Raw genomic sequence first — 26,683 nt, 5'->3', positions numbered from 1 at the left:
TCAACATTAAAACCGATCAGATATGTGCGGAATCCATGATTTAACAGAGAAAGATCTCCAACCACTCACCTATAGCCCCGCTTATCTTAATAAAATAAAAGGCATGCGCTTCTTTGATCCGCATGTGCATATGACCGCCCGTACTACGGACGACTATCAGGCAATGGCCGATGCCGGCGTAGTGGCGCTTATTGAACCGGCCTTCTGGCTGGGACAACCACGCACCGGCGTGGATACCTTCCGCGATTATTTCAGCAGCCTCCTGGGATGGGAGCGTTTCCGCGCTTCCCAGTTCGGCATCAAACACTATTGCACCATTGGCCTCAACTCAAAAGAAGCCAATAACGAAAAGCTCGCGGAAGCTGTAATGGAAATATTACCACAGTTTATTTATAAAGAAGGCGTGGTGGGCGTGGGCGAAATCGGTTTCGATGACCAGACTCCCCTCGAAGAAAAATATTACCGCGCCCAACTGGAACTGGCTAAAGAAGCCGGCCTACCCGTACAGATACATACCCCTCACCGCGATAAGAAAAAAGGAACCCAGCGCAGTATGGATATTGCCCTGGAACATGGTTTGGAGCCTCACATGATCATTGTAGACCATAATAACGAAGAAACAGTCAAAGAAGTGCTCGATCGTGGCTTCTGGGCTGCGTTTACCATCTATCCCTTCACTAAAATGGGGAATGAACGCATGGTAGCTGTAGTTAAACAGTATGGAAGTGAACGTATTATGGTGAATTCCGCTGCCGACTGGGGTATCAGCGATCCCCTGGCCGTTCCGAAAACCGCCGCTTTAATGCACGAAAGTGGTATTGACTTGAATGATATTCATTTGGTAACTTACACCAATGCTGTAAAAGCCTTTGCGCAGAGCGGCCAGATTAATGAAGCAGATTTTGATGTAGCAGCAAATATTGATCAAAGTGAGAAATTTAACGGAAGCTCTATACTACGTGGAGGACAGCAGCCTCGAATTGATAAAAACACAACCATCATCCGGTAACGGCCTGACAGCTTCGTTTCTGCTGGCAATGAACCATGAAAACCTAATTACACGGTGAGTTATATTGTTAGCAAATTGATTGGATATCTACGCCTGATGCGACCAGCCAATATCGTAACTGCAATAGCAGATATATTGGCTGGAGTTGCTATTTCGGCCTATTTTATAAATGTTACGTTCAGCACCCTTACACTGGATTTTACCCTTCCGGTAGTATGCCTTTGCCTCGCTACCATTGGCTTATATGGTGGTGGTGTGGTATTCAACGACGTATTTGATGCAGAACTGGATAGTACAGAACGCCCGGAAAGGCCTATCCCAAGCGGTACTATCTCAAAAACACAGGCCATCATCCTCGGTAGTTACCTGCTCCTGGTGGGTATCCTGGCTGCCTTTTCAGTGGGCCGGCTTACCGGTTATGCCGGCTGGCTCGCCATTGGCGTAGCCACCAGCGCACTTGTTTATAATAAGTGGGGAAAGCATCATTCCTTCCTCGGCCCGCTCAACATGGGACTTTGCCGTGGGCTTAACCTCCTGTTAGGCATCAGTATCGTACCGGAAATGCTGGAAACATACTGGTGGATGGGATTCATCCCCATTATCTATATTGCTGCCGTTACCAACATCAGCAGGGGAGAAGTACACGGCGGCAGCGTGAAAAGCCTGCGCCTTACCGCAGCATGTTATGCATTGGTATATATTACAATGGGGATCCTGGCTTACCTGCACCATCACTTCTGGCTGGCGCTGCCTTTTATCGGGTTGTTTATTTTCATGATCAATGTGCCGCTTTTCAAAGCCATGAAAGACCCTTCAGGACCCAATATAGGAAAGGCGGTAAAAGGAGGAATCATCGCACTGATTGCCATGAATGCAGCCTGGGTAGCCGCTTTTGCTACCATCCCTTTCGCTATCGCAGTAATATTATTGTTACCGATATCACTGGTGCTGGGTAAAATATTTGCCGTTACCTGATCACTTTCACAGGTATCCGGCTACCGCGCCGGATACCTGCAGCTATTCCACTATTCCCCGCTTCATTGCTTCTTTCACCAGCCCGGCAGTATTTTTCACTGCAAGCTTTTGCGTAAGGTTTAACCGGTGCGTTTCCACGGTACGTAAACTGATAAACAACAGGTCCGCAATTTCCTGGTTGGAATACTCATCTGCAATCAGTTTCAGGATCTCCTTTTCCCTGCGTGTAAGCGGAATCTCGTAGCTGCTGCGCTTTTGGCCGGTAATGACTTCATTCACCAACTGGCGCCTGATAAGTTCGTCGAGGAACTGTTCGCCGGCATGCACCTGCTCTATCGCATGGATAAGCGTTTCGGGGTCGGTACCTTTCAACAGGTACCCGGCGGCGCCGTTACGCAGCATCTGCCTGATATAATGCGTTTCCATAAAACTGCTGATCGCAATTACTTTTACAGACGGATGCTTTTTCTTCACCTGCCTGCAAAGCTCAATGCCATCAATTTCAGGCATCTGGATGTCCAGCAGCAATACATCCGGTTGTATGGCAGGCAAAGCCGCCATGAGCGCACCCGCCCGGTTGCTTTCATAAACAACGGAAATATGCGGATAAGGCGCCAGCATCGCTTTGATGCCGCTGATCACCAGCAGGTGATCGTCTGTTATAGCCAGTTTGATACTCATGTGCTGTTAAAATTAAAACGATGGCTGTACTTCCATCAGCTGCATAATGGCAATATTAAATTCAATATATGCCGTAGTGCCGCAACCCGGTATAGCCGTGAGCGTTAGGTGTCCGTTTAATGATTTGATCCGTGTATGAAGATTCTTTAACCCCATACCGGTAGTGCTTTTCGTTATATTTTCAAAGCCAACGCCATTATCCTCTACGGTAATGGTAAGCAGTTGATCGTGTTGTGTAAGCTGTACCAGCGCTTCGGTGGCGTGTGCATGTTTGATGATGTTATTGATCAGCTCCTGCACAATCCGGTACACCGATAATTCAAAATTGCTTTTGAACCGCTGCATATCGCCGGAGGTATAAAAGGTAATCTGCAACTCACGGGAGTGACTCACGTTATTGCAGAATAATTCCAGCGCGCCCGCAAGTCCCATCCTGGAAAGGATTTCAGGCATCAGGTTATGCGCTGTTTTACGTACTTCCCCGATGGCGTCGTCCAGCATACTGAGTGCATGGTTAAATCCTTTGTCCTGCTGCAGGAAAGTACGCTCATATTTGAGCGCCCAGAAATGCATCTTCACCGCAGACAACAGCCCGCCAACACCGTCGTGCAGGTCTTTCGACAACCGCGTGCGCTCTTTCTCCTCGCCCTGCATCATGGCTTCCAGCACCTGTACGGTTTTTTCTACTTCCAGGGTTTGGAGTTGCTGCTTTTGTAAACGGTGCCGGTGCAGTAATTTCTGCCATACCAGGAAAGACACTACCAGGATCAGCACCACGCCGGTGAAGATGAATCCAATCCACCTGTTCTTCCGTTGCAGCAGCAGGTCTTTCTGTATCAGTTGTAATTTTTTCTCCGCCAGATCCCTGTCTTTTTTCTCAGACTGGTACTGCATTTCCAGCTGCTGCACATTTAGCCGGGTGGCGTTTCCTACCAGCGAATCATTCAGTTGCTCATAGGCTTTACGCAGCTGAAAAGCCCGCTGGTAATGATTTTGCGCAGCCTCATTGTCGGATGCGGCGAGGTAGGCCCGCCTTAGTTCATCGCCTGCATAGTATTGCCTGGCCAGGGTAATTGTTTTACGGAGATAGATATCGGCAGCGAGGTGTTTCCCGCTCCGGTAAAGGGCATTGGCATACCCCATGTATAGTTGCATCCGGTTTTCAAGTCCCGGGTCATCGGTGGAAATAAGCAGGGCTTTTTCGTAGGTCCGTAAGGATTGTTCATGTTGCGAAAGATCGGTGTACACCCGGCCTGTGGCGGTAAGTGCGTTCAGCACCAGTAACTGGTCGCCCGCTTTTTTACCAAGCTCCAGCGCCCGGCTGAAATACCCGCTGGCAGCGGTGTAGTTGCCCTCCCTGCTTTTACTTTCTCCCATATTGAGCAGGGCCGATGCCATGCGCGAGTTACTCCCCAGTTTGCGCCCATGATCATAAGCCTGGGCCGCATAGTTAAATCCCTTTTTAAAATCTCCCAGGGAAATAAAAACATCCGATAAATAATTATTGATCATACCTGTGCTGGCGCTGTCTTTCGCGGCATCGGCCAGTTTCAGCGCTTCCAGGTAGGCGGCTGCGGCAGCAGGGAAGTTCGCCATCTGCTGGTATTCCATCCCGCAATAGCTGATGGCCCTCACCTGGTTAAGGGTATCTTTCAGCGACGCATAAATGATCACCGCCTGCTTTAGCATGAACAGCGACTGCAAATACTGCCCCCGCATATCCTGGATGTACATATAGTAACAGGCAAAGTCGGCCACCCCTTTGTGATAACCCAGTTGCCTGCTGATCCGTAAGGCACGCATGAAAACGGCAGCCGACTTATCAAGCTGGTAAGGAAAAAGCCGGCAGCCATATTCAATGAGCGCCTGTACCTGCTGTGTATCCTCAGGTTGCCGGTTAATTGCTTGCAAAACACTATCAGCCGCAGAAGCCGGTGCTGCCAGTGAAATCCCATTGCTGCCTATCGAAATACAACAAACTAAAAGTAATATTCTCAGCATCTTTGATACACTTTTAAAAACCGGAAACGCCATCGCCCGCCATCGCAGCGCGTTGACAAATGCTCAGTATGCAACAAAAGATGTGAAATACAACCGATGTTACAGGGTTAACAACATGGGCGTCCCATGTTTCTTTTTTGGTCAAACAATTTAATTCTCAGACTGTGAAACCGTCGTTCATTTCTACAGCGGCATAAAGTTCTGTATTTCTGTTTTAATACGCAACAGCGTATGGGATGAACGGAAGCAGGAGCGGATCAGGATATGGGGGAAAGTACGCAGAGTGCCTGCTGGTAAGGGATTTGCAGATGGTTTGAACACATCAGTAGAACTACGCAATTTATAAAATAATGGTTTATACCGTAGCTTAAACCCTTTAAAACAGGTTTCTTTGCATACCGATAAATTGATTCTACAGACTAACCCCAAAAAAACAGGCTCCGTTCCCGGGGCCTTTTTCTTTGTAAAAAATCACGTTTTTCTATGTACTTTTAAAGGCTATAGTTTTTTTTAGTCAGATGATGCGGATTTAGCCATGGAATATATTCAACAAAACTTCGATGTCAACTTCTCTTACGGTGTTTTCTTTAGCAGTCATTTATTCGATCCTGCCAACACCTGTTTAGCTACCTTCCTGGAATCAAAAGCAGAGAGTGCATACGTTAAGAAATTACTCGTGATCCTGGATGGGGGCGTAGCAACGCACCACCCGGAACTAACCCAACAGATCAATCGCTATTTTCAGCAGGTACGCGGCTTTCAGCTGGCGCCTGAAATTATCACCATCGCCGGGGGCGAAGCGGTAAAAAATGATCTGCCCCTGCTTTTCAGCCTGGTGGATGCCATTGATAAGTATGGCATCGACCGCCATTCCTATGTGATAGGCATTGGCGGAGGCTCCCTGCTCGACCTGGTAGGATTTGCTGCCGCTATCTCACACCGTGGCGTGAAACATATCAGGATCCCTACTACCGTGCTGTCGCAAAACGATTCCGGCGTAGGCGTGAAAAACGGCGTAAACTATAAGGGGAAGAAAAATTTCCTCGGTTCCTTCGCGCCACCTGCGGCTGTATTCAACGACCCGGTATTTTTAACCACCCTCGACCCGCGCGATTGGCGCTCCGGTATGGTGGAAGCCGTGAAAGTAGCCCTTATTAAAGACGCCGCTTTCTTTAACCGCATTGAACAGGACGCCGTGGCATTAACCGCCGGCGACATGGCGGCCATGCACTACCTGATTTACCGCTGCGCAGAACTGCATGTCCGGCATATCGGCGGCGCCGGTGATCCGTTTGAAAGCGGCTCCTCCCGTCCGCTTGACTTTGGCCACTGGAGCGCGCATAAACTGGAGCAACTCACCAACTTTGAATTACGTCACGGAGAAGCCGTGTCTATCGGTATTGCGGTAGATAGCGTATATTCGTTCCTGTTAGGATGGCTGCCGGAAACAGATATGCACCGCATTCTTACCGTGTTAAAAAATATGAAACTGCCGGTGTGGCATCCTTTGCTGGAAATGCAGGATGGTAAGCCTTCCCCGGTGGTAGCAGGACTGGAAGAATTCCGTGAACATCTTGGCGGCCGCTTAACAATCTCCCTGCTGCGCGCAGTAGGAAAAGGAGAAGAAGTGCATGAAATGGACCTTAACTTATTATATAAAGCAGTAGATATCTGCAAAAATAATCAGTAATGAAAACAGCTGCAGGACATCTTACCTACTGCACAAATATTCATCCCGGCGAAAACTGGGATGATCATTTTGCGCAACTTAAAAAGTTTATACCTGCCATTAAACAACAGGTATCACCGGATAAACCTTTTGGAATAGGACTACGGCTGGCCAACACCGCCAGCCTGGAACTGAGCAAGGAAGCGCCTTTGAAGGCGTTTCAGCAGTGGCTCAAAGAAGAGGACTGCTACGTGTTTACGATGAATGGTTTTCCTTACGGCGGCTTTCACAACGTAGTGGTAAAAGACCAGGTGCATGCGCCCGACTGGACCAGCGCCGACCGGGTGGCTTATACCATCCGCCTGTTCAGGATCCTGGCGGCCTTGTTGCCGGAAGGTATGGAAGGAGGTATTTCCACCAACCCGCTCGGATATAAACACTGGTGCAACCGCTGCGAAGAAGACAAAAATTCCTACACAGAAAGCGCCACGCTGAATATGTTGCTGGTGCTGGAACAACTGGTGCGCACACACCGCAGCGGCGGTCCTTTGATGCACCTCGATATTGAGCCGGAACCCGATGGCATGATGGAAAATACCAGCGAATATATCAGCTGGTATTTCGAAAATTTACTGCCTGCCGGTATCCCGTTTATCAAAGAGAAATTTAATATTGAAGATGACCAGGCAGCAGCCGACATCATCAAAACACATATTCAGCTGTGTTACGACGTTTGCCATTTTGCACTGGTATACGAAGCGCCACATCGTGTGATAGAACGTATGCAGCATCATGGATTGAAGATCGGTAAACTGCAGATCAGCGCCGCGCTGAAAGCAGACATGCCGGCAGATACCAGCGCACGCAAGGAAGTAACGGACGCCTTCCGTAAATTCAATGAGCCGGTATACCTGCACCAGGTAATCGCCAAAAGAATGGACGGCGCCTTTATTCACTATCCCGACCTGCCCGAAGCGCTGGCAGATGAAAACAATCCGGCCGTTACAGAGTGGCGCTCACATTTTCATGTACCTGTGTTCCTGGATAAATTCGGTGTACTGCAATCCACGCAGGAAGACATAAAACAAGTACTGGCCATACAACGCGGGCACCCTTTTACACAGCACATGGAGGCGGAAACATACACCTGGGACGTATTACCACCCGCCCTGAAACAGGAGATGTCTTTATCCGTTTCCCGTGAACTGAACTGGATCAGGGAGCAGCTATAAGTTATCTTTGCTGCATGCCGCTCCCGGTTATCCGGGTAAACGCCGGTAAGGCGCCCAATCTTGGAATTGTGCGCCCGGTATTATAGCTTTATGCCGGAATTGTAACGGCGATTGAATATATGAGAAAGACAGTAGTAATCGATGTAGTAGGGCTCTCCTCTTCTTTGCTGGAGTACCTGCCTTTTTTAAAGGCTTATACACAACAGCGGCACCTGGCCACCGTAATGCCTATGTTACCTGCGGTGACTACGGCTGTACAGAGCACGTACCTTACCGGCGAATGGCCCAGTGAGCATGGAATAGTAGGCAATGGCTGGTACGACAGAACCGATGCGGAAGTTAAATTCTGGAAACAATCCAACAAACTGGTGGATGCCCCAAAAATATGGGACCGCGCCAGGAAACTGGATCCGTCCTTTACCTGCTCGCAGATGTGCTGGTGGTACAACATGTACGCTAATGTGGATTACTCGCTTACTCCCCGTCCCAACTATCTTTCCGATGGCCGTAAAGTGCCTGATTGCTACACTTCTCCATCTACACTCCGGGATTATCTCACCGAACAACTTGGCAGGTTTCCCCTGTTTAATTACTGGGGCCCAACGGCCAGCATAAAGTCGAGCCAATGGATCGCTGACGCGTCTATCCTCACCGATAAACTATACGATCCTACCCTTACGTTTATTTACCTTCCTCACCTCGATTACTGTCTGCAGAAATTTGGACAGGACCCGGTAAAAAATGCAAAGGAACTGGCCGAAATAGATGCAGTATGCAAACAGCTGATCACTTACTATCAACAAAAGAACTGCGATCCCATTGTATTATCAGAATACGGCATCACCAATGTGAATAACCCGGTGCATCTCAACAGGATTCTGCGGGCAGAAGGGCTGCTGGCCCTGCGTGTGGAAAATGGACTGGAACTGCTGGATGCAGGCGCCTCCAAAGCTTTCGCCGTAGCAGATCACCAGATCGCGCATATCTATATCAACGATCCTTCCTGTTATAAAAAAGTACGGTCCATCCTGGAAAAGGTGCCGGGTGTACAACTGGTGCTGGACAGGGAAGGCAAACGTGAACATCATCTTCATCACAGCCGCAGCGGCGATCTCATTGCTGTAGCCGACGCCAACAGCTGGTTCACCTACTACTACTGGATGGATGATAACAAAGCCCCTGATTTCGCCAGAATCGTGGATATCTTCCGCAAACCGGGTTACGATCCCGTGGAGATGTTCATGAACCCCGCTGATCCGCTTATTAAGCTGAAAGCGGCAGGAAAATTGCTCAAAAAGAAACTGGGTTTCCGCTACCTGATGAACGTCATCCCCCTCGATGCCACCCTCATCAAAGGTTCTCACGGCAGGATTGAAGAAAACCCCGCCTATCACCCGGTGGTGATCAGTTCTCAGCCCGCTCCGCAGCCGCAGTTACAGGCAACGGACGTGTACGGGGTTATCTGGAACCAGCTGACAGGGGAATAATCCTTTCATTGGAATAACTTCCTGGCAAGCATCCGGCATCTTCTGAAGCGGGATAACGGGTAAATCTCAAACATTCCCGGACATCCGGAACCAGTTGACAGGTGAATATTCTCTCCGTTGGAATAACTTCTTCACAGTCACTGAGTTACGGCTACCGGAGTAGTATAAGTAGCCCGGAAAAAGTGCCTGTAACCCCATGATCAACAATCAGTTACCGATCAAGTCCACGTCCCCTCCACGTCAACTCCACCTTTAGTCCATGTCAAAGGCAAGTGTACTGTATGTGCTAAGCATGTGTTAAGCGGGTGCTAAGTATGCTGGCAGTGAAGCAGCAGGATAAAATATCCACCTCCATTTTATAACATCCGCCCCGATTCTCCAGCGCCAACCCCCTCCATTCCTAACCGCACCACCTCCTCTCATCAAAAAAACTACCTATCACTGATTTATTTTTCTACATTCATGCAACCGATTGAAACGAATAAATAATATCACCGTTATGGAAAGAAGAGATTTTCTCAAAACCGGTAGCATGGCCGGATTGGGAGCCGGATTAACGATCCTGAATTTCCCCGTATTCGGGAAAAATGCCCCCAGCAACAAATTGGTACTGGGAGTAATGGGCGTTAACTCCAGGGGCAACTGGCTGGCACAGTGTGCAGCAAAGCTACCCGGAGCTGAAATAGGCTACGTTTGCGATGTGGAAGACGGCGCCATCGCCAAAGGGCTCAAAGCCATTGCCGGAGCGCAAGACCGCAAACCGGAAGTAATTAAAGACATCCGGAAATTACTGGAACGGAAAGATTTTGATGCGCTCATCGTAGCAACCCCGGACCATTGGCACGCTCCTGCGGCCATTATGGCCACAGCTGCGGGTAAGCACGTGTATGTGGAAAAACCCTGCGCCCACAATCCGGGTGAAGGCGAAATCCTGCTGGCAGCGGCAAAAAAACATAACCGCCTGGTGCAAATGGGAAACCAGCGCCGTTCCTGGCCTAACCTCCAGCAGGCAGTGAAAGAAGTAAAAGAACAAAACGTATTGGGTAAAGTGTATTATGGCCGCGGATGGTACGTGAATAACCGCGAACCAATCGGTATCGGGAAAAAGATCCCGGTGCCGGCTACGCTCGACTGGGACCTGTGGCAGGGCCCCGCTCCCCGCCGCGACTACCTCGATAACATTGTTCACTACAACTGGCACTGGCGCTGGAACTGGGGTACTTCCGAAACCTGCAACAATGCTACCCATGAACTGGATTGTCTCCGCTGGTTTATGGATGTGGAATTCCCTACCAAAGTTACTTCTGCCGGTGGGCGCTATGCCTATCCTAAAGACGATTGGGAAACACCAGACACACAAACCCTGAACTTCGAGTTTGAAGGCAACAAGGCCATTGCCTGGGAAGGCCGCAGCTGCAGCCCCTTCAACCTGGAAGGCAGTGGCCGCGGATTTACCCTGTTCGGCGAAAACGGAAGCCTGTACAACTCCGGCGGCGACAGCTACAAACTGATCGATACAAAAGGTAAAGTGATCAAGGAAGTAAAACAGGCCGCTAATCCTAATCAGAGTGTAACCAACACCGTTAGTCCTGCCGGTGAGTTTTATGATGCCGTGCATATCAACAACTTCCTGGAAAGTATCCGCGGCAATGCCAAACTCAACTCCGAAATCAATGTCGGCTACCGCAGCACGCTGCTTTGCCTGTTGGGCAACATCGCGCAACGTACCGGCCGTATCCTTCATACCGATCCTTCCAATGGTCATATCCTCAACGATAAGGAAGCCATGAAAATGTGGGAAAGGGAATATGAAAAAGGCTGGACACCGAAAGCATAAATAAGTCAAACGGGTTCTGGGTAATAGCCCTCAAAAAGCATAATTTCTTAAGAAAATTGTGTTGACTATTACTCAGAATCCCTATCTTTACAAAGTCATAAACCCTTTCTCCTATTGGGTTTATAGGCTAACAATAAATATAATATCTTGTTATCCCCCATAACTTTTAGTTATCGTAGTAATTAATGACGATCCCCTACTTTTGAGCTACCTGTAATTTTTATAACCAACCACACCAACCACGAAGTTGCGCGTTCCCGGAGGAATGATTTGAATGGAATTTTTACAACAATCTCAATACCTGTCAGTATTGCTGATAGGACTCGTAGTAGGCTATTTGTCCGGTTTATTAGGAAAGGGAGGCAGTGCCATCAGCACACCGGCCCTGCAGATCTTTGCCGGCGTAAATCCTTTTTTCGCACTGGCTTCGCCGTTACCGGCATCTATCACCAGCACATTATCTGCCACAGCAGTGTATAGCAAAGAGAAGCTGTTTAACAAACGGGTAATCCTGCTGGGAGCTGCTTTTGGCGTTCCGGCCACCGTTATTGGTTCGTGGCTCAGCAGCTACTTACCAGGCAAAACACTGATGATCATGACTGCCCTCTTTATCATGGCCACGGGCATGTCGCTCATGTATTCCTTTATGCGCAGGAAATCAACCAGTGAATCAGCAGTAATAAGTGAAGATGTTCCGGCAGGTAAGTTAGTGGTAGCCGCTTTATTTATCGGTTTTTTATCCGGATTATTGGCAAATGCGGGTGGTATCCTGTTTAGTTCCTTCTTTATAAAAAAATTAAAAATGCCCATAAAACAGGCGCTTGCCTGTGCAGTAGTGTTATCGGCTATTTTATCCATACCCGGCGCTTTAACGCATTGGTGGCTAGGTCACATAGATTGGAATATCGCGCTGCTGCTGTCGCTCACCGCATTCCCTGCTTCCTGGCTGGGAGCTAAAACAGCGGTGAAAATGAAAACTCCTGCCCTCGAAAAATTATTTGCACTTACCCTTATCGTATTTGGGGTATACGATATCTTCTTTACTATCTGGAAATAATCAGGCATGCGCCTTCATCTTATGGATGGCTTCCTGCTCAAATGGCGGCAGGGAGCTTACTATAATTTCATAGGCATTCTGCAGGAATGTTTCCAGTTCGGTCGTCGGCAGCATATCCTCCTGTTTCAGCTGTACCCAGTGATACCGCGCCAGGTGAGGAGCCGGTACAATACCAGGTCTTGAAATCAGTTGGTGAAACTGCGATTGACTGCACTTAAAGGATACCCGGTGAGGCGGATCCAGGGATATCATGCAGAATAACTTTTCGCCTACATAAAAGCGCAACTCATTGTCCCACTTTTGTTCAGTGATGACAGCCGGAAGTGACCGGCACAGATCAAGGGTATGATCAAACATAGCAGCAGGTTTTAAAAGAATATTATTTAGGGCCGTTTTTTTAGGACGACTTGTGTCAATAGTTTACATGCACAGACTAACATATTAAAATATGAAGTATGTGTGGTTAACGTAAATCTAAGCTGTAAATAGTGAATGAAACTGCCCTATAAAAATAGGAAATAAAACCCAATCATGAATGTTAAAATGAATTTTCCTTCCGGTGGGAAAATTTTTCATCCCGGACCAGGGCGTATTTCAGGGAAACGTAGCTTTTTTTATTAATCGAAATTTAATCCCGGGCGCCCCAAAAAAGTTTCGGCTTGTATTACCACCGGGAAGGGGTAACACAAGCCGAAAGTCAAACGGGACAAGGCATTGCTAGGGTTGAGCTGCTGCCCAGCGCGACATTTTTTGCTCCAGTACCGACAACGGCACACAGCCGTCTTTCAGCAACTCATCATGAAAAGATGATAAGCTGAACCGGCTGCCGAGCGACTTGGTATACTGGTTCCGCAATCCGCGGATCTTCAGTTCCCCGATCTTATAGGAAAGCGCCTGGCCGGGAATGGCCATGTAACGCTCAATTTCAGCGGTGGCTTCCTGCGTGGATACCGGCTCATTATCCATCATGTATTTGATGGCCTGCTCACGGGTCCAGCCTTTGGTGTGCATACCAACATCCACGACTAAACGAATAGCGCGGTGTATTTCATCCGTTAAGCGTCCAAAGTACATGTAAGGATCGGTGTATAATCCCAGCTCTTTTCCTAAACTTTCGCAATACAGGGCATAGCCTTCGCCATAGGCGCCAATCCACGAGAAGCGGCGGAACTTAGGCAGGGAGTCGTTTTCCTGTTGCAGGGAAATCTGGAAATGGTGACCGGGAATAGCCTCGTGTAAAAAAAGGCATTCCATACCGGTATACGAAAAGCTGGTGGCATCAAGGATAGGCACGTAAAATACGCCCGGCCGGGTACCGTCTGCGCTGCCCTGCATATATTCTGCAGATGCGGAAGCTGCCCGGTATGCTTCGGTTTGGCGGATTTCAAATTTTGTTTTGGGAAGATGACCGTACATCTTTTTTACTCCCGGCATGATCTTGTCCTCAATGGCTTTGAAAGAATCCAGGATAGCGGCAGGCGTTTTAAAGATGCGCAGTTTCTTATCCGTACGTACCGACGCAAAGAAGGCCGGCAGATCGCCTTTGAAACCGGTGCTGTTCTTCACATCTTCCATTTCACCGCGGATCCGGGCCACTTCTTTTTCTCCCAAAGCAAAAATTTCTTCAGGAGTAAGATCGGTGGTAGTCCAGCTTTTTATCAGGAAAGCATAAAACGCCTTACCATCCGGAATAGCGCCAATACCGCTGCTGGTGCGGGCTTTAGGCAGGTATTCCTTTTGCATGAAGTCGCGCAGCTTTGCAAATGAAGGCAGGATATAGTTTTCAATAGACGCCGTATAATCTTTTACCAGGCCCGCTTTGGTAGCGGCATCCAGCGAATCGGGGATCGTTTTCAGCGGCGCATAGAATACGTTGTTGGCAGTATCTTTTTTGGCCAGGTCTGTTACCTGCGGAATCACTTTCACCACCAGGCTTTGCGGCAATACGTAGCCGGTAGCTATGCCCCTGCGCATATTGGCGATGGCTGTGTCGGTCCAGATAGCAAAACGCTCCATACGATGCATGAAGTTCTGATAGTCCTTTACCGTCTTAAATGGCTGGGCAGAAGAACCGGAACCCAGTTGCGCCAGTGTGAGCGGCAGGCAGGTGAACTGCTGCACAGGCATCAGGTTATCGTGAAAGGTGAGTCCTTCCCGGTTGATGCTGAATTCCCGTTGCAACATGTCGTAGGTTATACGGTCGTTGCCGGAAAGTGCCGCCGTATCAATACCCTTGATGGCCTGCTGGTAGCTGGCATAGAAAGAATCGGCCTTTGCGCGGTAGCTGTCACTGATGTCTATCGGCAACTGGTCGTTATATTGGTTTTCCCCGTTCTGGGTGGCCTGTAGCGGGTTCAGGGCCATGCTTTCGTTGTAGTACCGGGTGGCCAGGTTACGCAGGGAATCCTGCGTGGCCTGCGGGTTACTATGACCGCCAGGTTGCTGACAAGCCCCCGCCAGTAAAGCGCCCGACAGGAGGAGGTAGCCTTTTCGTTGTAACATTTTCATATAAATGGGTTGTGAACAGGGAGTAATTTACCGTTTTATCCAAGAAAAAAAGCATTCCGAAGAATCGGAATGCTTATTTAGAACAGTGAACAATGAAAAAAAAGATAAAAAATATTATTTAAGAATTTTTATTCGAATGCTTTTGAAAGAAACCTCATTACCATGATCCTGTAAAAGGATATGCCCTTCGGGCCACAGACCAAAATTCTTCCAGTTTTTATACTTGCTGATGGCTACCAGATCCTTGAAAGCCTGGGAGCCACGCTCATATTCCAACACTTTAAATCCATTTAACCAGTGTTCTACGTGATTATTTGGATACACAATAATACGACCTTTGTTCCATTCTCCAATAGGGTTGATGGCACGTTTTTCCTGTTTTCTTGTCATGAGGTCGTAAAGACTTGCTAAAGTGCGGTTTCCATCGCGTCCTAACTTGGCATCCGGGTGCTTTTCGTCGTCCAGTACCTGGTATTCCAGCCCGATAGCCGACTTGCCACCTGTTTCATAGGATTCGCTCACGAAGTATTTTACCCCGCTATTGGCTCCTGGCGTGAGTTTAAAGCTAAATTCCAGCTCAAAAGCGCCGTATTGTTTTTCTGTAACAATGTCGCCGCCGCTGCCTTCTTCATCTCCGTTGGAATGACCAATCATAAGCACTCCATTCTGCATGGTCCAGCCGGAGGTAGGGAAGTTCTTCTTATACACGCCCCTCCAGCCTTTGCTGGTTTTTCCGTCCCATAACAGCGTGTAGCCGTTTTTCTTTTCCTGGCCGGAAATAGTGTTATCCACATTATTAACAACGTAGATGTTGTCGTAAGGGGAGTACTGGGAGGCAGCCGGGTTTTCTATCAGCCGGACATTTTTCCAGTAGATATTTTTGTTGTCGTCTGCTGCATTTTTGCCGATGCTATGCACCTGTAAAGCGATAAAACCCTTTGGCAGCGCGGTATCTACCAGGTGGGCAGTAGGTACGCCATTTACCCAGGTACGCATTTCGTTGCCCCGGCACTCAATACGGTATTTGTTCCAGCCGTCTTTTTTGAAGGCATTCTGACCGGCAGGGTTCAGTTCCATAGGGTACTGCCAGCCTCTGCGGCCTTCTTCATAAATACCACCGCTCCATTTACGGTCAGACGGGTCAATTTCCATCTGGTAGCCAAATACACGGCCATTCTGGTAGTCGGCCCGGCTTTGGCTGCGGAACTGGATGCCGGAATTGAATTCCTTGCCCAGCTTGAATTCCAGCTCCAGGATAAAGTCGCCGTACTCTTTTTCAGTAGCGAGGAAAGAGTTTGGCGTATTCATCACCGTGGTACCCACAATTTCGCCGTTCTGCACATTATATTTTGCTTCACCCCCGAGTTGCTTCCAGCCTTTCAGATCTTTACCGTTGAAAAGTTGCTGCCACTGGGCTTTCTGGGCGAAAAGGCTACCGTACATACACAGCAGGGAGCCAAATAAAAGGATCGTCTTTTTCATAACTTAAACGGAATAAGGTGACCAAAATAAACAATGAAAATGATTTTTACAACCGATTGCAAAAGATTAATCTTATTTTTTATTTTTTAATCACATGATAATCTGACCAATATGGGGTTTGGCAGAATTAGAAATAAAAATATTCATGCAAACGATTGCAGCAATGTAAAAATATCTTATTTTGTTTCCAGAAAGTATCCACGTAGCAACAGCCAAAATCAAAAAGCAATACTCTTTATCTACAATCATTATTAAACTACGTTATGAAAAAAGTTTTTTCACGTCTTATCTGTATGATAGCATGTTTGCTATTTTACCAACTCACCCAGGCACAAGGCAACCCAATTACCGTAGAAGGTAATATCCTCGATGCTCAGAAGCAACCACTGGTAGGCGTAACAGTTTCTATCAAAGGGAAAAATGCAGGCACCCAGTCGGATGGCAAGGGACATTTCCGGCTCAAAGTTACAGACGCCGCCAACGCTGTACTCGTATTTACCTACATCGGATTTAACACTTATGAAGAAGCTGTAAAGGGTCGTGCAATCGTTTCCGTAGTTTTAACGGAAGACCGCAAAAAACTGGAAGAAATTGTGGTGGTAGGATACGGTCAACAGAAGAAAAAAGATGTAACCGGCTCCATTTCCTCCGTAGGCACCAAAGCCATCCAGGACGTGCCGGTAACCAACCCGCAACAGGCCCTGCAGGGCCGCGCACCCGGCGTGGAAGTACTCAATAACAGTAGTAAACCCGGAGATGAACCCACCGTACGTATCCGCGGTAGCCGCTCCCTCAGGGCCGGTAACGACCCCCTCTATGTAGTAGACGGGATCCCTTACGCCGGTACCCTCAGCGATATCGGTACGGGAGTAATACAATCGATGGATATTTTGAAGGATGCATCCGCAACAGCTATCTATGGCTCCAGGGGCGCCAATGGCGTAGTACTCATCACTACCCAGAAAGGCAAGGAAGGAAAACCCGTGGTTTCCTACAGCGGTTCCTATGGCTATGTACAACAACTCGGCGAATCCGACATGATGGATGCTAACCGCTTCATTGAAATGCGCCGGGAAGCTAACCGCACCATCGGCAAATACGATGATGCCAACCCCGACGCCTCCGACAAGAAAATATTTAACACCGTTGAATATGCCAATATCAAGAAAGGTACAAACGTTGACTGGCAGGATCTGATGATTTCCCCGGGATACCAAACCAATCATGGCCTCAGCGTAGCCGGCGGTACGGAAAGAACAAAATACACCGTAGGACTGGGCTACTTCAAAGACCAGGGCGTGCTGAAACTGCAAAGCTACGAACGCTACAATTTCAATGTGGGCATCGACCAGATGATCGGCGACCGCGTTCGCGTGGGAGCCACCCTGTTAGGCGCCTACAGTGAACGTAACGGCGAAACCTACAACGGGATAGACAATGCCCTGAAAATGCTGCCCATCGCCGCTCCCTACGACGACAACGGAAAGCTGATCACCTATCCCACCGGCGATAGCCAGCAACCAAACCCGTTACTGGATTATGTGCCCGGCAACCGCGTGGAATTGATGAAACGTTTCCGCATCTTCACCAGCCTGTTCGCAGAAGTGGAAATCATAGATGGCCTGAAATACCGTCTCAACGTGGGCCCGGATGTTCAGAATTACAACTATGGCCTTTTCCAGGGTAAAAACAATACCAACCTGCTGATTGGCGGTGGTGATGCTACTGCTTCCAAAGGAAACGCCGCTACCATGGCGTATACCATTGAAAACATAGTGACCTACAACAAAGAGATCAAAAAACATAATATCGGCTTTACCGGCTTATACAGCGTTCAACGTCAGAACGTGGATATTTCCACTACCAACGTAAGAGGTATCCCGGTAGAAACACAGCAATATTATAACCTGGGCCAGTCGCTCAATGTAACCGGCGTAACCAGTAGTCTGAGTTCCTGGACCATCCTTTCCTATATGGGCCGTTTGAACTATGGATACGACGACCGCTATCTCCTGACTCTTACCCTCCGCGCTGATGGATCTTCCCGTTTCGCACCCGGTAAAAAATGGGGTTATTTCCCTTCCATTGCAGGTGCGTGGAACATAGTAAACGAAAAATGGCTGAAAGGACAACAAGTGCTGGATAACCTGAAACTGCGCGCCAGCTTTGGCCGCATCGGTAACACCGGTATTAACCCATATGCCACGCAGGGTAACCTGAGCAGGATTCCTTATTCCTTCGGTAATAAAGGCGTACTGGGCTTTGTACCGCTCGATCTGCGTAATCCCAACCTCACCTGGGAATCTACCACATCCACTGATATCGGTCTTGATTTCGGATTCCTGAATGGCCGTATCACCGGTGTGGTGGAATGGTATAACCAACGCACCACCGACCTGCTCATGCCGCAAACGCTCCCGTTCAGCAATGGCTTTAATGAAGTGCTGATGAACCTCGGTACTTCCCAGAACCGCGGCTTTGAATTTGGAATTGGCGCCACTATCATCGATAACCCTAATGGGTTTAGCTGGAAAATGGATGCCAACATGTTCCTCAACCGGTCCAAAATTCTCTCTCTCGGCGATGGCAGAACCGCCGATGTTGGAAATGCCTGGTTTGTAGGTCAGCCTACCTATGTATACTATGATTTTAAGAAGATCGGTGTATGGCAGGAAAAGGATGCCCAGCTGGCAAAACTTTACAATCTGAAGCCAGGAGAAATCAGGCTGGAAGATGTAAATAACGATACCCTTATCGATGCTAAAAACGACCGCCAGATCCTGGGTTCTCCACAGCCTAAATGGTCCGCAGGTACTACCCAGCGCTTCTCCTATAAAGGGTTTGAATTGTCTATCGTAGCCTTTGCACGCATGGGAAGCATGATTAAAAGTGATTTCTACCAGAACTATAACACCCTGTTTGGCCGTTATAATAACCTGAATATAGACTACAATACGCCGGCCAATCCTACCAACGATTTCCCGCGGCCCAATGCCAACCAGGAACGCCCCAGCAACTACCAGTCGCTCAGCTACTTTGATGGCTCGTTTTTTAAGATCAGGAACGTAACACTCAGCTACGCCTTCTCGGATGCACTGGTAAAACGCATGCACATGCAGGACCTCCGTGTAAACGTAGGCGTGAAAAATCCAATGATCCTGGCGCCTTACCGCCAAACCTGGAAAGGAGTTGATCCTGAAGACGTAAATGTGATAGGCATTGATGCACCAGCCACCTGGATGCTGCAATTCGGAGTGAATGCCAAATTTTAAATCAACGGGTCCTGATTAAACATCTTTAAAAGAAAACGTTATGAAATATATAGTTCCTCTCATCATGCTGCTGGCCGTTGGTTCCACCTCCTGCAATAAAATGCTGGATGAAGAGATTGTCACCAACGTAACAGACGACTTTTACAATACCAAATCCGGTTTTCAAACAGCCGTGAACGGCTCTTACGTGTCTATGCGTAACTTCTACAGTACAGAACGTGGCATGACGCTCACTGAAACCGGTACCGATATTATCACCAACGGTTCCGATGGTAACTTCAAATTCACAAGTCAGTATACTTCACAGCTGGATTCCCGCTACGATCATGTAAGGGAAGTGTGGAACAGTTTCTATCAAACCATCAACACCTGTAACGTGGCGATAGACCGGGCCGACAAGATCCCCGACCTCGACGAAGCGGTAAAGAAAAAAGGGGTGGCCGAAGCAAAGTTTTGCCGGGCGCATTATCATTTTGTACTCATGCAGATGTTTGGCGCCGTACCCTTACGCCTGCACGAAAATGCTGAAATTGTAAGAGAAGCGCACCGCGACGCAGTATCCGCTATCTACGATGCAGTGATCAACGACTTGCTCGCAGCAGAAGCAGAACTACCTGCTACACAGGCAGAATGGGGCCGCGCTACCAAGCCGGCCGCAGAACACCTGCTGGCAAGGGTTTACCTTACCCGCGCCTCCTCTCCGGAGGCAAAGGCCGGCGACTATGCCAATGCCGCCAAATATGCCGATATGGTGATTAAAAACTACGGTTTTAAATTACTCGCTGACGTAGGACAGGTATGGGCACAGGGAAAAGAAAATAATGATGAAACCATCTGGGCAGCGCAGTATACTACTGATCCGCTTTATGGCTACCCTGATAACAACGCCTGCCGCTTTTTCCTGATGCAGTATGATGTGCTGAAAGGTATGAAGCGCGATTTGCCCAATGGTACGCCCTGGAAGCGTTTCAGACCTACAAAGTTCCTGATCGATACGCTGTATAAAGACAGGATACACGACGTGCGTTACGAGAAATTCTACACTACCCTGTGGAAAACCAATGCACCGGTGGACAACCTGAAAATGGGCGATACCGCTGTATTCCTGCCTGGTTATGATGTATCCGACGCCGTGATTGCCAGCAAACCTTACATGCTGGTACCACCAAGATTGTACACAGAAAAACTGTATCCTTCCCTGAATAAATTTGCCGATGCCCTTCGCCCGGATAACCAGGCTTCCGGCGTAAGACCTTTTATAGCCATGCGTCTTGCAGAAGCTTACCTGATAGAAGCAGAAGCCCTGATGATGGATGGCAAAAAACAGGAAGCCGCCGACCTCGTAAATGTGATCCGCTGGAGATCTGCCCGCATTGGCGCTAGCCCTGCTGAAACACAGGCTAACCGCGATGCAATGACCGTAACCGCTGCCGACATGACCATCGATTTTATCCTGGATGAAAGAGGCCGTGAACTGGTGGGCGAACAATTGCGCTGGTTTGATCTTACCCGCACGCATAAACTGGTAGAAAGGGTGAAGCTGCATAACGATGAGGCCCGTAATAATATAAAACCCACACATGTGCTGCGGCCTATTCCGCAGGATCAGATCGACAGGACGGTTAATGAGTTCCCGCAGAATCCGGGCTACTAGTTCTTCTTTCTTACTCAAAAAAAAATATCAAAAGGGGCTGACCAATGTAAAAATTGGTCAGTCCCTTTTGACTTTTTTGCTACTTTTAGCGGGAAATCAACCAATTACTTCGGAGGTAGCATTTTTTCAGCATGTCCTACAATTCAGATAACGAGCGGGAACTGCTCCGGCAAGTAGCTGCCGGGGACGAATATGCGTACCGGGTATTATTTGACCGGTATTCGGACCGGATGTACATGAATGCGCTGCATTTTACCAAATCAGCAGAACTGGCGCAGGACCTCACGCAGGAGATCTTTATCCGGATATGGATGAACCGGCAAAAGCTGGCGGAGGTAGACCGTTTTGATGCCTGGCTGTTTACCGTAGCCAGGAACGTAATCCGCAATGAGCTAAAGAAAAAGATACTGCCGGTAGAAAACAGCGAGTTTCTGAACGCTTATTTCAGGGATAATAATTTAACGCCGCAGGAACGGGTAGAATATAAGGAGCTGGAAACGGCTGTTCATCAGGCCATCGAAAATTTACCGCCACAAATGCAAACCGTATTCCTGCTAAGCCGGCAGGAAGGACTAACGCATGAAGAGATTGCCCGTCGCATGAATATTTCCGTTGTTTCTTCCAAAACTTACATGGTTCGCTGTCTGCTGGCAATTCGCAAACATCTCGGCAAAAATGCCGGTAAACTGGGAATCGTGATCTTTTTCCTCTACAAATAAAAAATATTTTCTTCCGGACGTCTTACCCCTGCTTATTTGATTGTCTTTACCTGGAATGACCTTCGGGCTGCAGGTACTATTACATTTTAACAACGCATAACTATGTTGCCATCCGAATTTCAACACCTTGTACAAAAATTCCTGGACGATAGCATTACCGGAGAGGAATTGCAGCGTTTCCGGCAGTGGGTGCTGGAAGAAAGAGCCGTGGATATGCAGGAAGCAGCAATAGAAGCGGTGCTGCAAAAAAGCAACTACCCCGGCGAAATGCCGGCAGATAAACAGGCGGTGTTTACTTATATATTGGAAGAAGCAAACCGCCGGACAGCCACACCTTCCCGTGTGAAAATGGTACGCATGCGGCGCTGGTGGGCCGCCGCGGCTGTTTTACTATTGCTGGGCACGGGGCTTTATTTCCTGACCCGTCAGAAAGCGCCGGTGAAAATAGCAGCACGCCCCGGCAACATCATCAGGCCAGGCAGAGAAGGCGCCATACTTACCCTCGCAGATGGTTCGCAGGTGGTGCTGGACAGCCTGAAAAACGGGGTGATCACCCAACAGGGAAACACGGATGTAAAGCTCCGGAACGGACAGCTGTTGTACAACAGTCGTGATGGTGCCGCATCGCCGTCGCTCGCTTACAATACAGTGGCTACGCCGCGGGGCCGGCAGTTTCAGGTGATATTGCCCGATGGCACCACCGTTTGGCTCAATGCCGCATCCTCTATCCGCTACCCGGTTGCTTTTCCGGAAGGGGAAAGGAATGTGGTGATTACGGGAGAAGCCTACTTTGAAGTAGCCGCCGATGCCCGCAAACCGTTTACCGTGAAAACTGATAAGGGTACTGCCATCGAAGTGTTAGGTACCAGCTTTAACGTAAACGCCTATACGGATGAATCGGCATTACGGGCTACCCTGTTGCAGGGAAAAATCCTGGTAAAAGCCGCTACCGGTAACAAGGTATTGTTGCCAGGCCAACAGGCGGTGGTAGCCCAATCCATTACAGTAGATGCACATGCGAATACCAGCCAGGCCATTGCCTGGAAAAACGGCATCTTCAATTTCCAGCAAGCCCCGCTTGAAGTGGTGATGCGGCAAATTGCCCGTTGGTACGATGTGGAAGTAGTGTATGAGAAAAATATCCCGGCCATTACTTTCGGCGGGGAAATGGGAAGGGATCTTGAATTGAAGGACGTACTGGAATTCCTGCAGGAATCAGGCGTGCATTTTAAATTATCAGGAAGAAAGCTGACAGTGATGCCATAATTTTTTATCAACCAGGTCATATGCCACAAAAAAACCGGAAGCGGTTCGAAGCACTTCCGGTGAAAGATTGGCTTAACTGAGAAAACAAGTCCCGCAAGACTGCTTATTCATCAACTAAACCATTGCAAAGCTATGCAATTAAATGCTCTTTGTAACCGGTCCGGGAAAGGTATGCAATGCCCGTATGCCCCCGGAACCCCAGCTATGTACAGCTGCCGGTTGTCAACTAAAATCGAAGGATCACGACACCGAACGATGATCCCAATACTGAAAGTCATGAAATTAACCATGCTTCTTCTCACCGCTGCGTTTCTGCATGTAACTGCGGGCAGCTTTGCGCAACAGATCACCTTTTCCGGGAAAAATGTACCGCTTGAAAAAGCGTTTTCCGTGATCAGGGAGCAAACCGGGTACCTGGTGGTGTATAATGCCGACCTGTTGAAAAATGCCAGGAAGGTTACAGTAGATGCGCGCAACATGCAGCTGGACGCATTCCTGGAGCTTGCGTTCCGGGAACAGCCGCTGAAATATGTGATCCGGAATAATACGATCCTTGTAACAGGAAAACCCCGGCCGCAGCAGTCGCCGAATCCCGGCCAGGCCGGTTTCGCGGCTGCCCAGCTGGCCCTTTTAAAAGGAACCGTGGTCAATGAAAAGGGAGAGCCCTTACCTGGTGTGACCATCCTGCTGAAAGGCAGTACCCGCGGCACCGTTACCGATGATGGAGGTGCTTTTCTCCTCAGCGGTGAGGTAGAAGACGGAGCAACACTGATTGTAAAAATGATAGGTTATATCCAGCAGGAAATTGCGGTGAATGGCCGCAGCGATATCCGTATTGCCCTTCAGGCAGATGTACGGAACCTGGAAAATGTAACCATTTCCACGGGGTACAAAAAGATCCCCAAGTACCAGCTGACCGGCGCCGCTTCTGTAGTAACACAAAAGGAATACGATCAGCGTGTAGCCGTTACCGGTAATTTCCTGGAAAGCCTGGAGGGAAAGGTACCTGGTTTGGTGTATAACAGTCAGTCAGGGGAATTATCTATCCGTGGTGTTTCCACCTTTGACGCCGTAAAAAAGCCGTTGATAGTAGTAGATGGTTTTCCTACGGAAATAGATCTTAACACCATCAATCCTATCGATATCGTTTCTATTTCCGTATTGCGGGATGCCGCTGCTGCGGCCATTTACGGCGTGCGTGCCTCCAATGGGGTGATTGTGGTAGAAACCAGGCGTGGAAAATCCGGTAAGGCAAAATTCAGTTTGCGTGCCACTACTGCGTTGCAGCAGTCGCCCGACTTTGGCTACCTGAAGTTTGCCGGTGCAAAGGAATTTGTATCGTTACAGGAAGCACAGTTCAGACGTGCCAATCCCAATGAAATTAGCTATACCGCTTATGACCGGCCTATGCCTCCTGCCTATGCCATTCTCTTCGATGAGCAGCAAAAACGCATTACTGCGGAGGTAGCACGGCAAAGACTGGATTCGCTGGGTAGCTACGATAATACGCAGGAATACGAAAACCTCTATTTCCGTACACGTCAGGCTACCAACCTTAACCTGGATGTAAGCGGAGGAAACGAAAAAAGCACTTACCTGCTGGGCGTGAATTACATTGCGGAGCAACCGGTGAATGTGGGATCGAAGAACAATCAGCTGATCCTGAATTTTGCCAATACCTACCAGTTTTCCAACCGCCTGAAAATGGACTTCCGCGGTGTGTATTCACATGCTGAATCTGAAAAAGGTACCACTGCTCCCATAAATGATTTTTATCCCTATGAAAAACTGGCGGATGCCAACGGTAATCCGCTGGCGGTAGCCCAGGGAGTTAACAGGGACTACCTGAACTATGGGGTTAACCGTCAACGGAACGACCGGCTCATTGCACTAGGGTTGTACGACCAGCTTTATTATCCGTACCGTGAACTCACTGCCAATACGACTAAGATCAACACCAATGCATTTCGCGTGCAGGCCCGCCTGGAAGGAAAAATCACCGACTGGATGTCGGCCGAAGTAGGTGGCAATTATGAACGGCAGCAAGGAATCCAGGACAACTTCCTGGATGAACAATCCTATACAGTGCGCAGGCTGCTGAACCTTAAAGCCACCAAAGATCCCAATGGAAGACCTTTGTTTGTTGACATTCCGCAAGGCAACATTCTCCGGAGAACAGATCAGAAAGCGGTAAACTACACTCTGCGTGCGCAACTGAATTTTGATAAACGTTCCGCGAACAGCCGGCATGAAATGTCGGGTATCCTGGGCGCTGAACAGCGAAAAACCACTAACGACAGCTATCTTAACAGTTACTTCGGGTATGATGGGCAATCGCTGATCAGCAGACCCGTTAACCTGCAACGCGCGAGCCTTTATACCAACCCTGCATTTCCGGATGTATCCCAGTTCGGCAGCGGCCTTTCTATAAGGGATTATGTTAATGAAACCAGTGCCGACCGTCGTTTTCTTTCCTATTATGCACAAGGTACCTATATCTACAACAATAAATATATTGTTACCGGTAGTTACCGTATCGACCAGTCCAACCTGTTTGGGGTGGATCCCAAATATAAGTACCGTCCGTTATGGTCGGCCGGTGCCGCCTGGCGGTTGCATATGGAAGATTTCCTGAAAGATAACACCTGGATCAGTGAGCTGAAACTGAATGCTACTACTGGTTTCAATGGAAATGTGCCGGTGAGTAACAACGGTCCTTTCCTGATCCTGGCGTCGCAGCTGAACAATGTATTTGAGATATCCCAGCCATCTTTTTATGTGATGACACCGGAAAACCAATCATTGCGCTGGGAAACAACACGCACTTACAACCTGCGCCTGGACTATGGATTCTTTAACAACCGCCTGTTTGGTTCCGTGGATTATTACTATAAAAGAACAGGAGATGTGTTCGGACAATATGATGCTGATCCAACCAGCGGTTTTAACCAGTACAATGCGAATACGGCTACTATCCGCAATAGCGGTATAGACCTGCTGATTTCCACCGTGAATGTACAAAACCGCCGGTTCGAGTGGCGTACCAGTCTTACCGCATCGTTGAACAATAACAAAGTACTGGCCGTAAAAGCCACTGAATACGATAACTCAGAGTATATCACCAGCAGCCGCATTAACCGGCAGGGGTATCCAATGGATGCGTTATTCAGCTATAATTACGGGGGGCTAACGGATATGGGTAAACCTTTTGTGTATGACAGGAAAGGGGGCCGGCATATCCTGGACTTTTACGGCAATGCAGTGGAGGATGTAGCATTTGAAGACCTGGTCTACAACGGCACCACTACGCCCAAATATGTACTGGGCCTTAATAACCAGTTCTCCGTAGGCGCCTTTGACCTGTCGTTTCTCTTCATGTATTACGGTGGTCATGTGATGCGGGTGGAACAACCCAATCCGGTGAACATCACTACTTACAGTACATCCCTGTTGGAAGGCTCCTCCAATTACTGGAAAAAAGCCGGTGATGAGCTTTATACCAATATCCCCGGGCTAACACCCGGCAGGGCACAGGATCCGTTCTATTTCCCTTCGTATGCCCGTTACGGTTACCAGTATGCATCACAGTTTGTGCGCCGGGCGGATTATATCCGCCTGCGCGACCTGATCATTACCTATAACCCGAAGTTTGATTTTCTAAAACGGATGGGACTTAGCCAAACACAGATCCGGTTGCAGGGACAGAACCTGTTCTATTATACTTTCAGCGGAAATGATATTGATCCGGAAGCGATAGACCGGACCAGTGGCGTACGTCAATTGCCGCAACGGCCACTTTACAGCATTTCCCTTTTTACTAACTTCTAATCATTC

17 protein-coding genes are annotated in these 26,683 nt (G+C 48.5%); 12 read left to right on the top strand and 5 right to left on the bottom strand.

All coding sequences use genetic code 11. The features are described from left to right. Positions 1-22 precede the first annotated feature (22 nt). Positions 23-1,009, top strand: a complete 987-nt coding sequence (locus tag B5Z18_RS12030) for a TatD family hydrolase (RefSeq protein ID WP_079469582.1) — start codon at positions 23-25, stop codon at positions 1,007-1,009. A 96-nt stretch (positions 1,010-1,105) separates the two neighbouring features. Continuing rightward, positions 1,106-1,984, top strand: a complete 879-nt coding sequence (gene eboC / locus B5Z18_RS12025; protein WP_079469581.1) for a UbiA-like protein EboC — start codon at positions 1,106-1,108, stop codon at positions 1,982-1,984. Between the two features lie 42 nt (positions 1,985-2,026). Here eboC and B5Z18_RS12020 read toward each other — a convergent pair whose 3' ends face one another. Then, entirely contained in the window at positions 2,027-2,665 is a 639-nt protein-coding gene (locus B5Z18_RS12020) for a response regulator (protein WP_079469580.1), read from the bottom strand. A gap of 12 nt (positions 2,666-2,677) precedes the next feature. Further along, complete coding sequence (locus tag B5Z18_RS12015; protein WP_159454281.1) at positions 2,678-4,666, bottom strand: tetratricopeptide repeat-containing sensor histidine kinase; 1,989 nt, start codon at positions 4,664-4,666, stop codon at positions 2,678-2,680. A 535-nt stretch (positions 4,667-5,201) separates the two neighbouring features. Here B5Z18_RS12015 and B5Z18_RS12010 point away from each other — a divergent pair. The 5 genes from B5Z18_RS12010 (at position 5,202) to B5Z18_RS11990 (ending at position 11,948) form a co-directional block, all read left to right on the top strand. Then, positions 5,202-6,356 carry a 3-dehydroquinate synthase gene (locus B5Z18_RS12010; protein ID WP_079469578.1) on the top strand — a complete coding sequence of 385 codons (1,155 nt, stop codon included), beginning with the start codon at positions 5,202-5,204 and terminating at the stop codon, positions 6,354-6,356. Further along, positions 6,356-7,567 (top strand): metabolite traffic protein EboE, encoded by a 1,212-nt coding sequence (eboE, locus tag B5Z18_RS12005; RefSeq protein ID WP_079469577.1) that lies wholly within the window; start codon positions 6,356-6,358, stop codon positions 7,565-7,567. Before B5Z18_RS12010 ends, eboE begins: the two co-directional genes overlap by 1 nt. 119 nt (positions 7,568-7,686) lie before the next feature. Continuing rightward, on the top strand, positions 7,687-9,054 hold the full coding sequence (locus tag B5Z18_RS12000) for an alkaline phosphatase family protein (RefSeq protein ID WP_079469576.1): 1,368 nt from the start codon (positions 7,687-7,689) through the stop codon (positions 9,052-9,054). A gap of 499 nt (positions 9,055-9,553) precedes the next feature. Further along, positions 9,554-10,891 carry a Gfo/Idh/MocA family protein gene (locus B5Z18_RS11995; protein WP_079469575.1) on the top strand — a complete coding sequence of 446 codons (1,338 nt, stop codon included), beginning with the start codon at positions 9,554-9,556 and terminating at the stop codon, positions 10,889-10,891. 274 nt (positions 10,892-11,165) lie between these two features. After that, entirely contained in the window at positions 11,166-11,948 is a 783-nt protein-coding gene (locus B5Z18_RS11990) for a sulfite exporter TauE/SafE family protein (protein ID WP_079469574.1), read from the top strand. On the opposite strand, the gene B5Z18_RS11985 is transcribed toward B5Z18_RS11990, so the two are convergent. The 3 genes from B5Z18_RS11985 to B5Z18_RS11975 all read right to left on the bottom strand — a co-directional run bounded on the left by B5Z18_RS11985 (position 11,949) and on the right by B5Z18_RS11975 (position 15,938). Continuing rightward, a complete protein-coding gene (locus tag B5Z18_RS11985) occupies positions 11,949-12,305 on the bottom strand; it encodes an MmcQ/YjbR family DNA-binding protein (RefSeq protein ID WP_079469573.1) in 357 nt (118 codons plus the stop codon). A 360-nt stretch (positions 12,306-12,665) separates the two neighbouring features. Next, on the bottom strand, positions 12,666-14,456 hold the full coding sequence (locus B5Z18_RS11980; RefSeq protein WP_079469572.1) for a DUF885 domain-containing protein: 1,791 nt from the start codon (positions 14,454-14,456) through the stop codon (positions 12,666-12,668). Positions 14,457-14,570: 114 nt separating this feature from the next. Next, entirely contained in the window at positions 14,571-15,938 is a 1,368-nt protein-coding gene (locus B5Z18_RS11975; RefSeq protein WP_079469571.1) for a 3-keto-disaccharide hydrolase, read from the bottom strand. 263 nt (positions 15,939-16,201) lie between these two features. On the opposite strand from B5Z18_RS11975, the gene B5Z18_RS11970 reads away from it, so the two are divergent. From B5Z18_RS11970 to B5Z18_RS11950, 5 genes are all read left to right on the top strand, one after another. Beyond that, the gene (locus B5Z18_RS11970) at positions 16,202-19,210 is read left to right on the top strand and encodes a SusC/RagA family TonB-linked outer membrane protein (RefSeq protein ID WP_079469570.1); all 3,009 of its coding nucleotides are present in this window, start codon (positions 16,202-16,204) and stop codon (positions 19,208-19,210) included. 40 nt (positions 19,211-19,250) lie between these two features. Further along, positions 19,251-20,864 carry a RagB/SusD family nutrient uptake outer membrane protein gene (locus B5Z18_RS11965; protein WP_079469569.1) on the top strand — a complete coding sequence of 538 codons (1,614 nt, stop codon included), beginning with the start codon at positions 19,251-19,253 and terminating at the stop codon, positions 20,862-20,864. A 131-nt stretch (positions 20,865-20,995) separates the two neighbouring features. Further along, entirely contained in the window at positions 20,996-21,583 is a 588-nt protein-coding gene (locus B5Z18_RS11960) for an RNA polymerase sigma factor (RefSeq protein ID WP_079469568.1), read from the top strand. A gap of 102 nt (positions 21,584-21,685) precedes the next feature. Further along, positions 21,686-22,849, top strand: coding sequence for a FecR family protein (locus tag B5Z18_RS11955; RefSeq protein WP_079469567.1), 1,164 nt, complete (start codon positions 21,686-21,688; stop codon positions 22,847-22,849). 276 nt (positions 22,850-23,125) lie between these two features. Next, positions 23,126-26,677 carry a SusC/RagA family TonB-linked outer membrane protein gene (locus B5Z18_RS11950; protein WP_159454280.1) on the top strand — a complete coding sequence of 1,184 codons (3,552 nt, stop codon included), beginning with the start codon at positions 23,126-23,128 and terminating at the stop codon, positions 26,675-26,677. Positions 26,678-26,683: the final 6 nt, after the last annotated feature.

The sequence above is a fragment of the Chitinophaga ginsengisegetis genome (assembly GCF_900168065.1).
Lineage (GTDB): Bacteria > Bacteroidota > Bacteroidia > Chitinophagales > Chitinophagaceae > Chitinophaga > Chitinophaga ginsengisegetis.
This window is presented reverse-complemented; position numbering and strand designations above follow the sequence as displayed.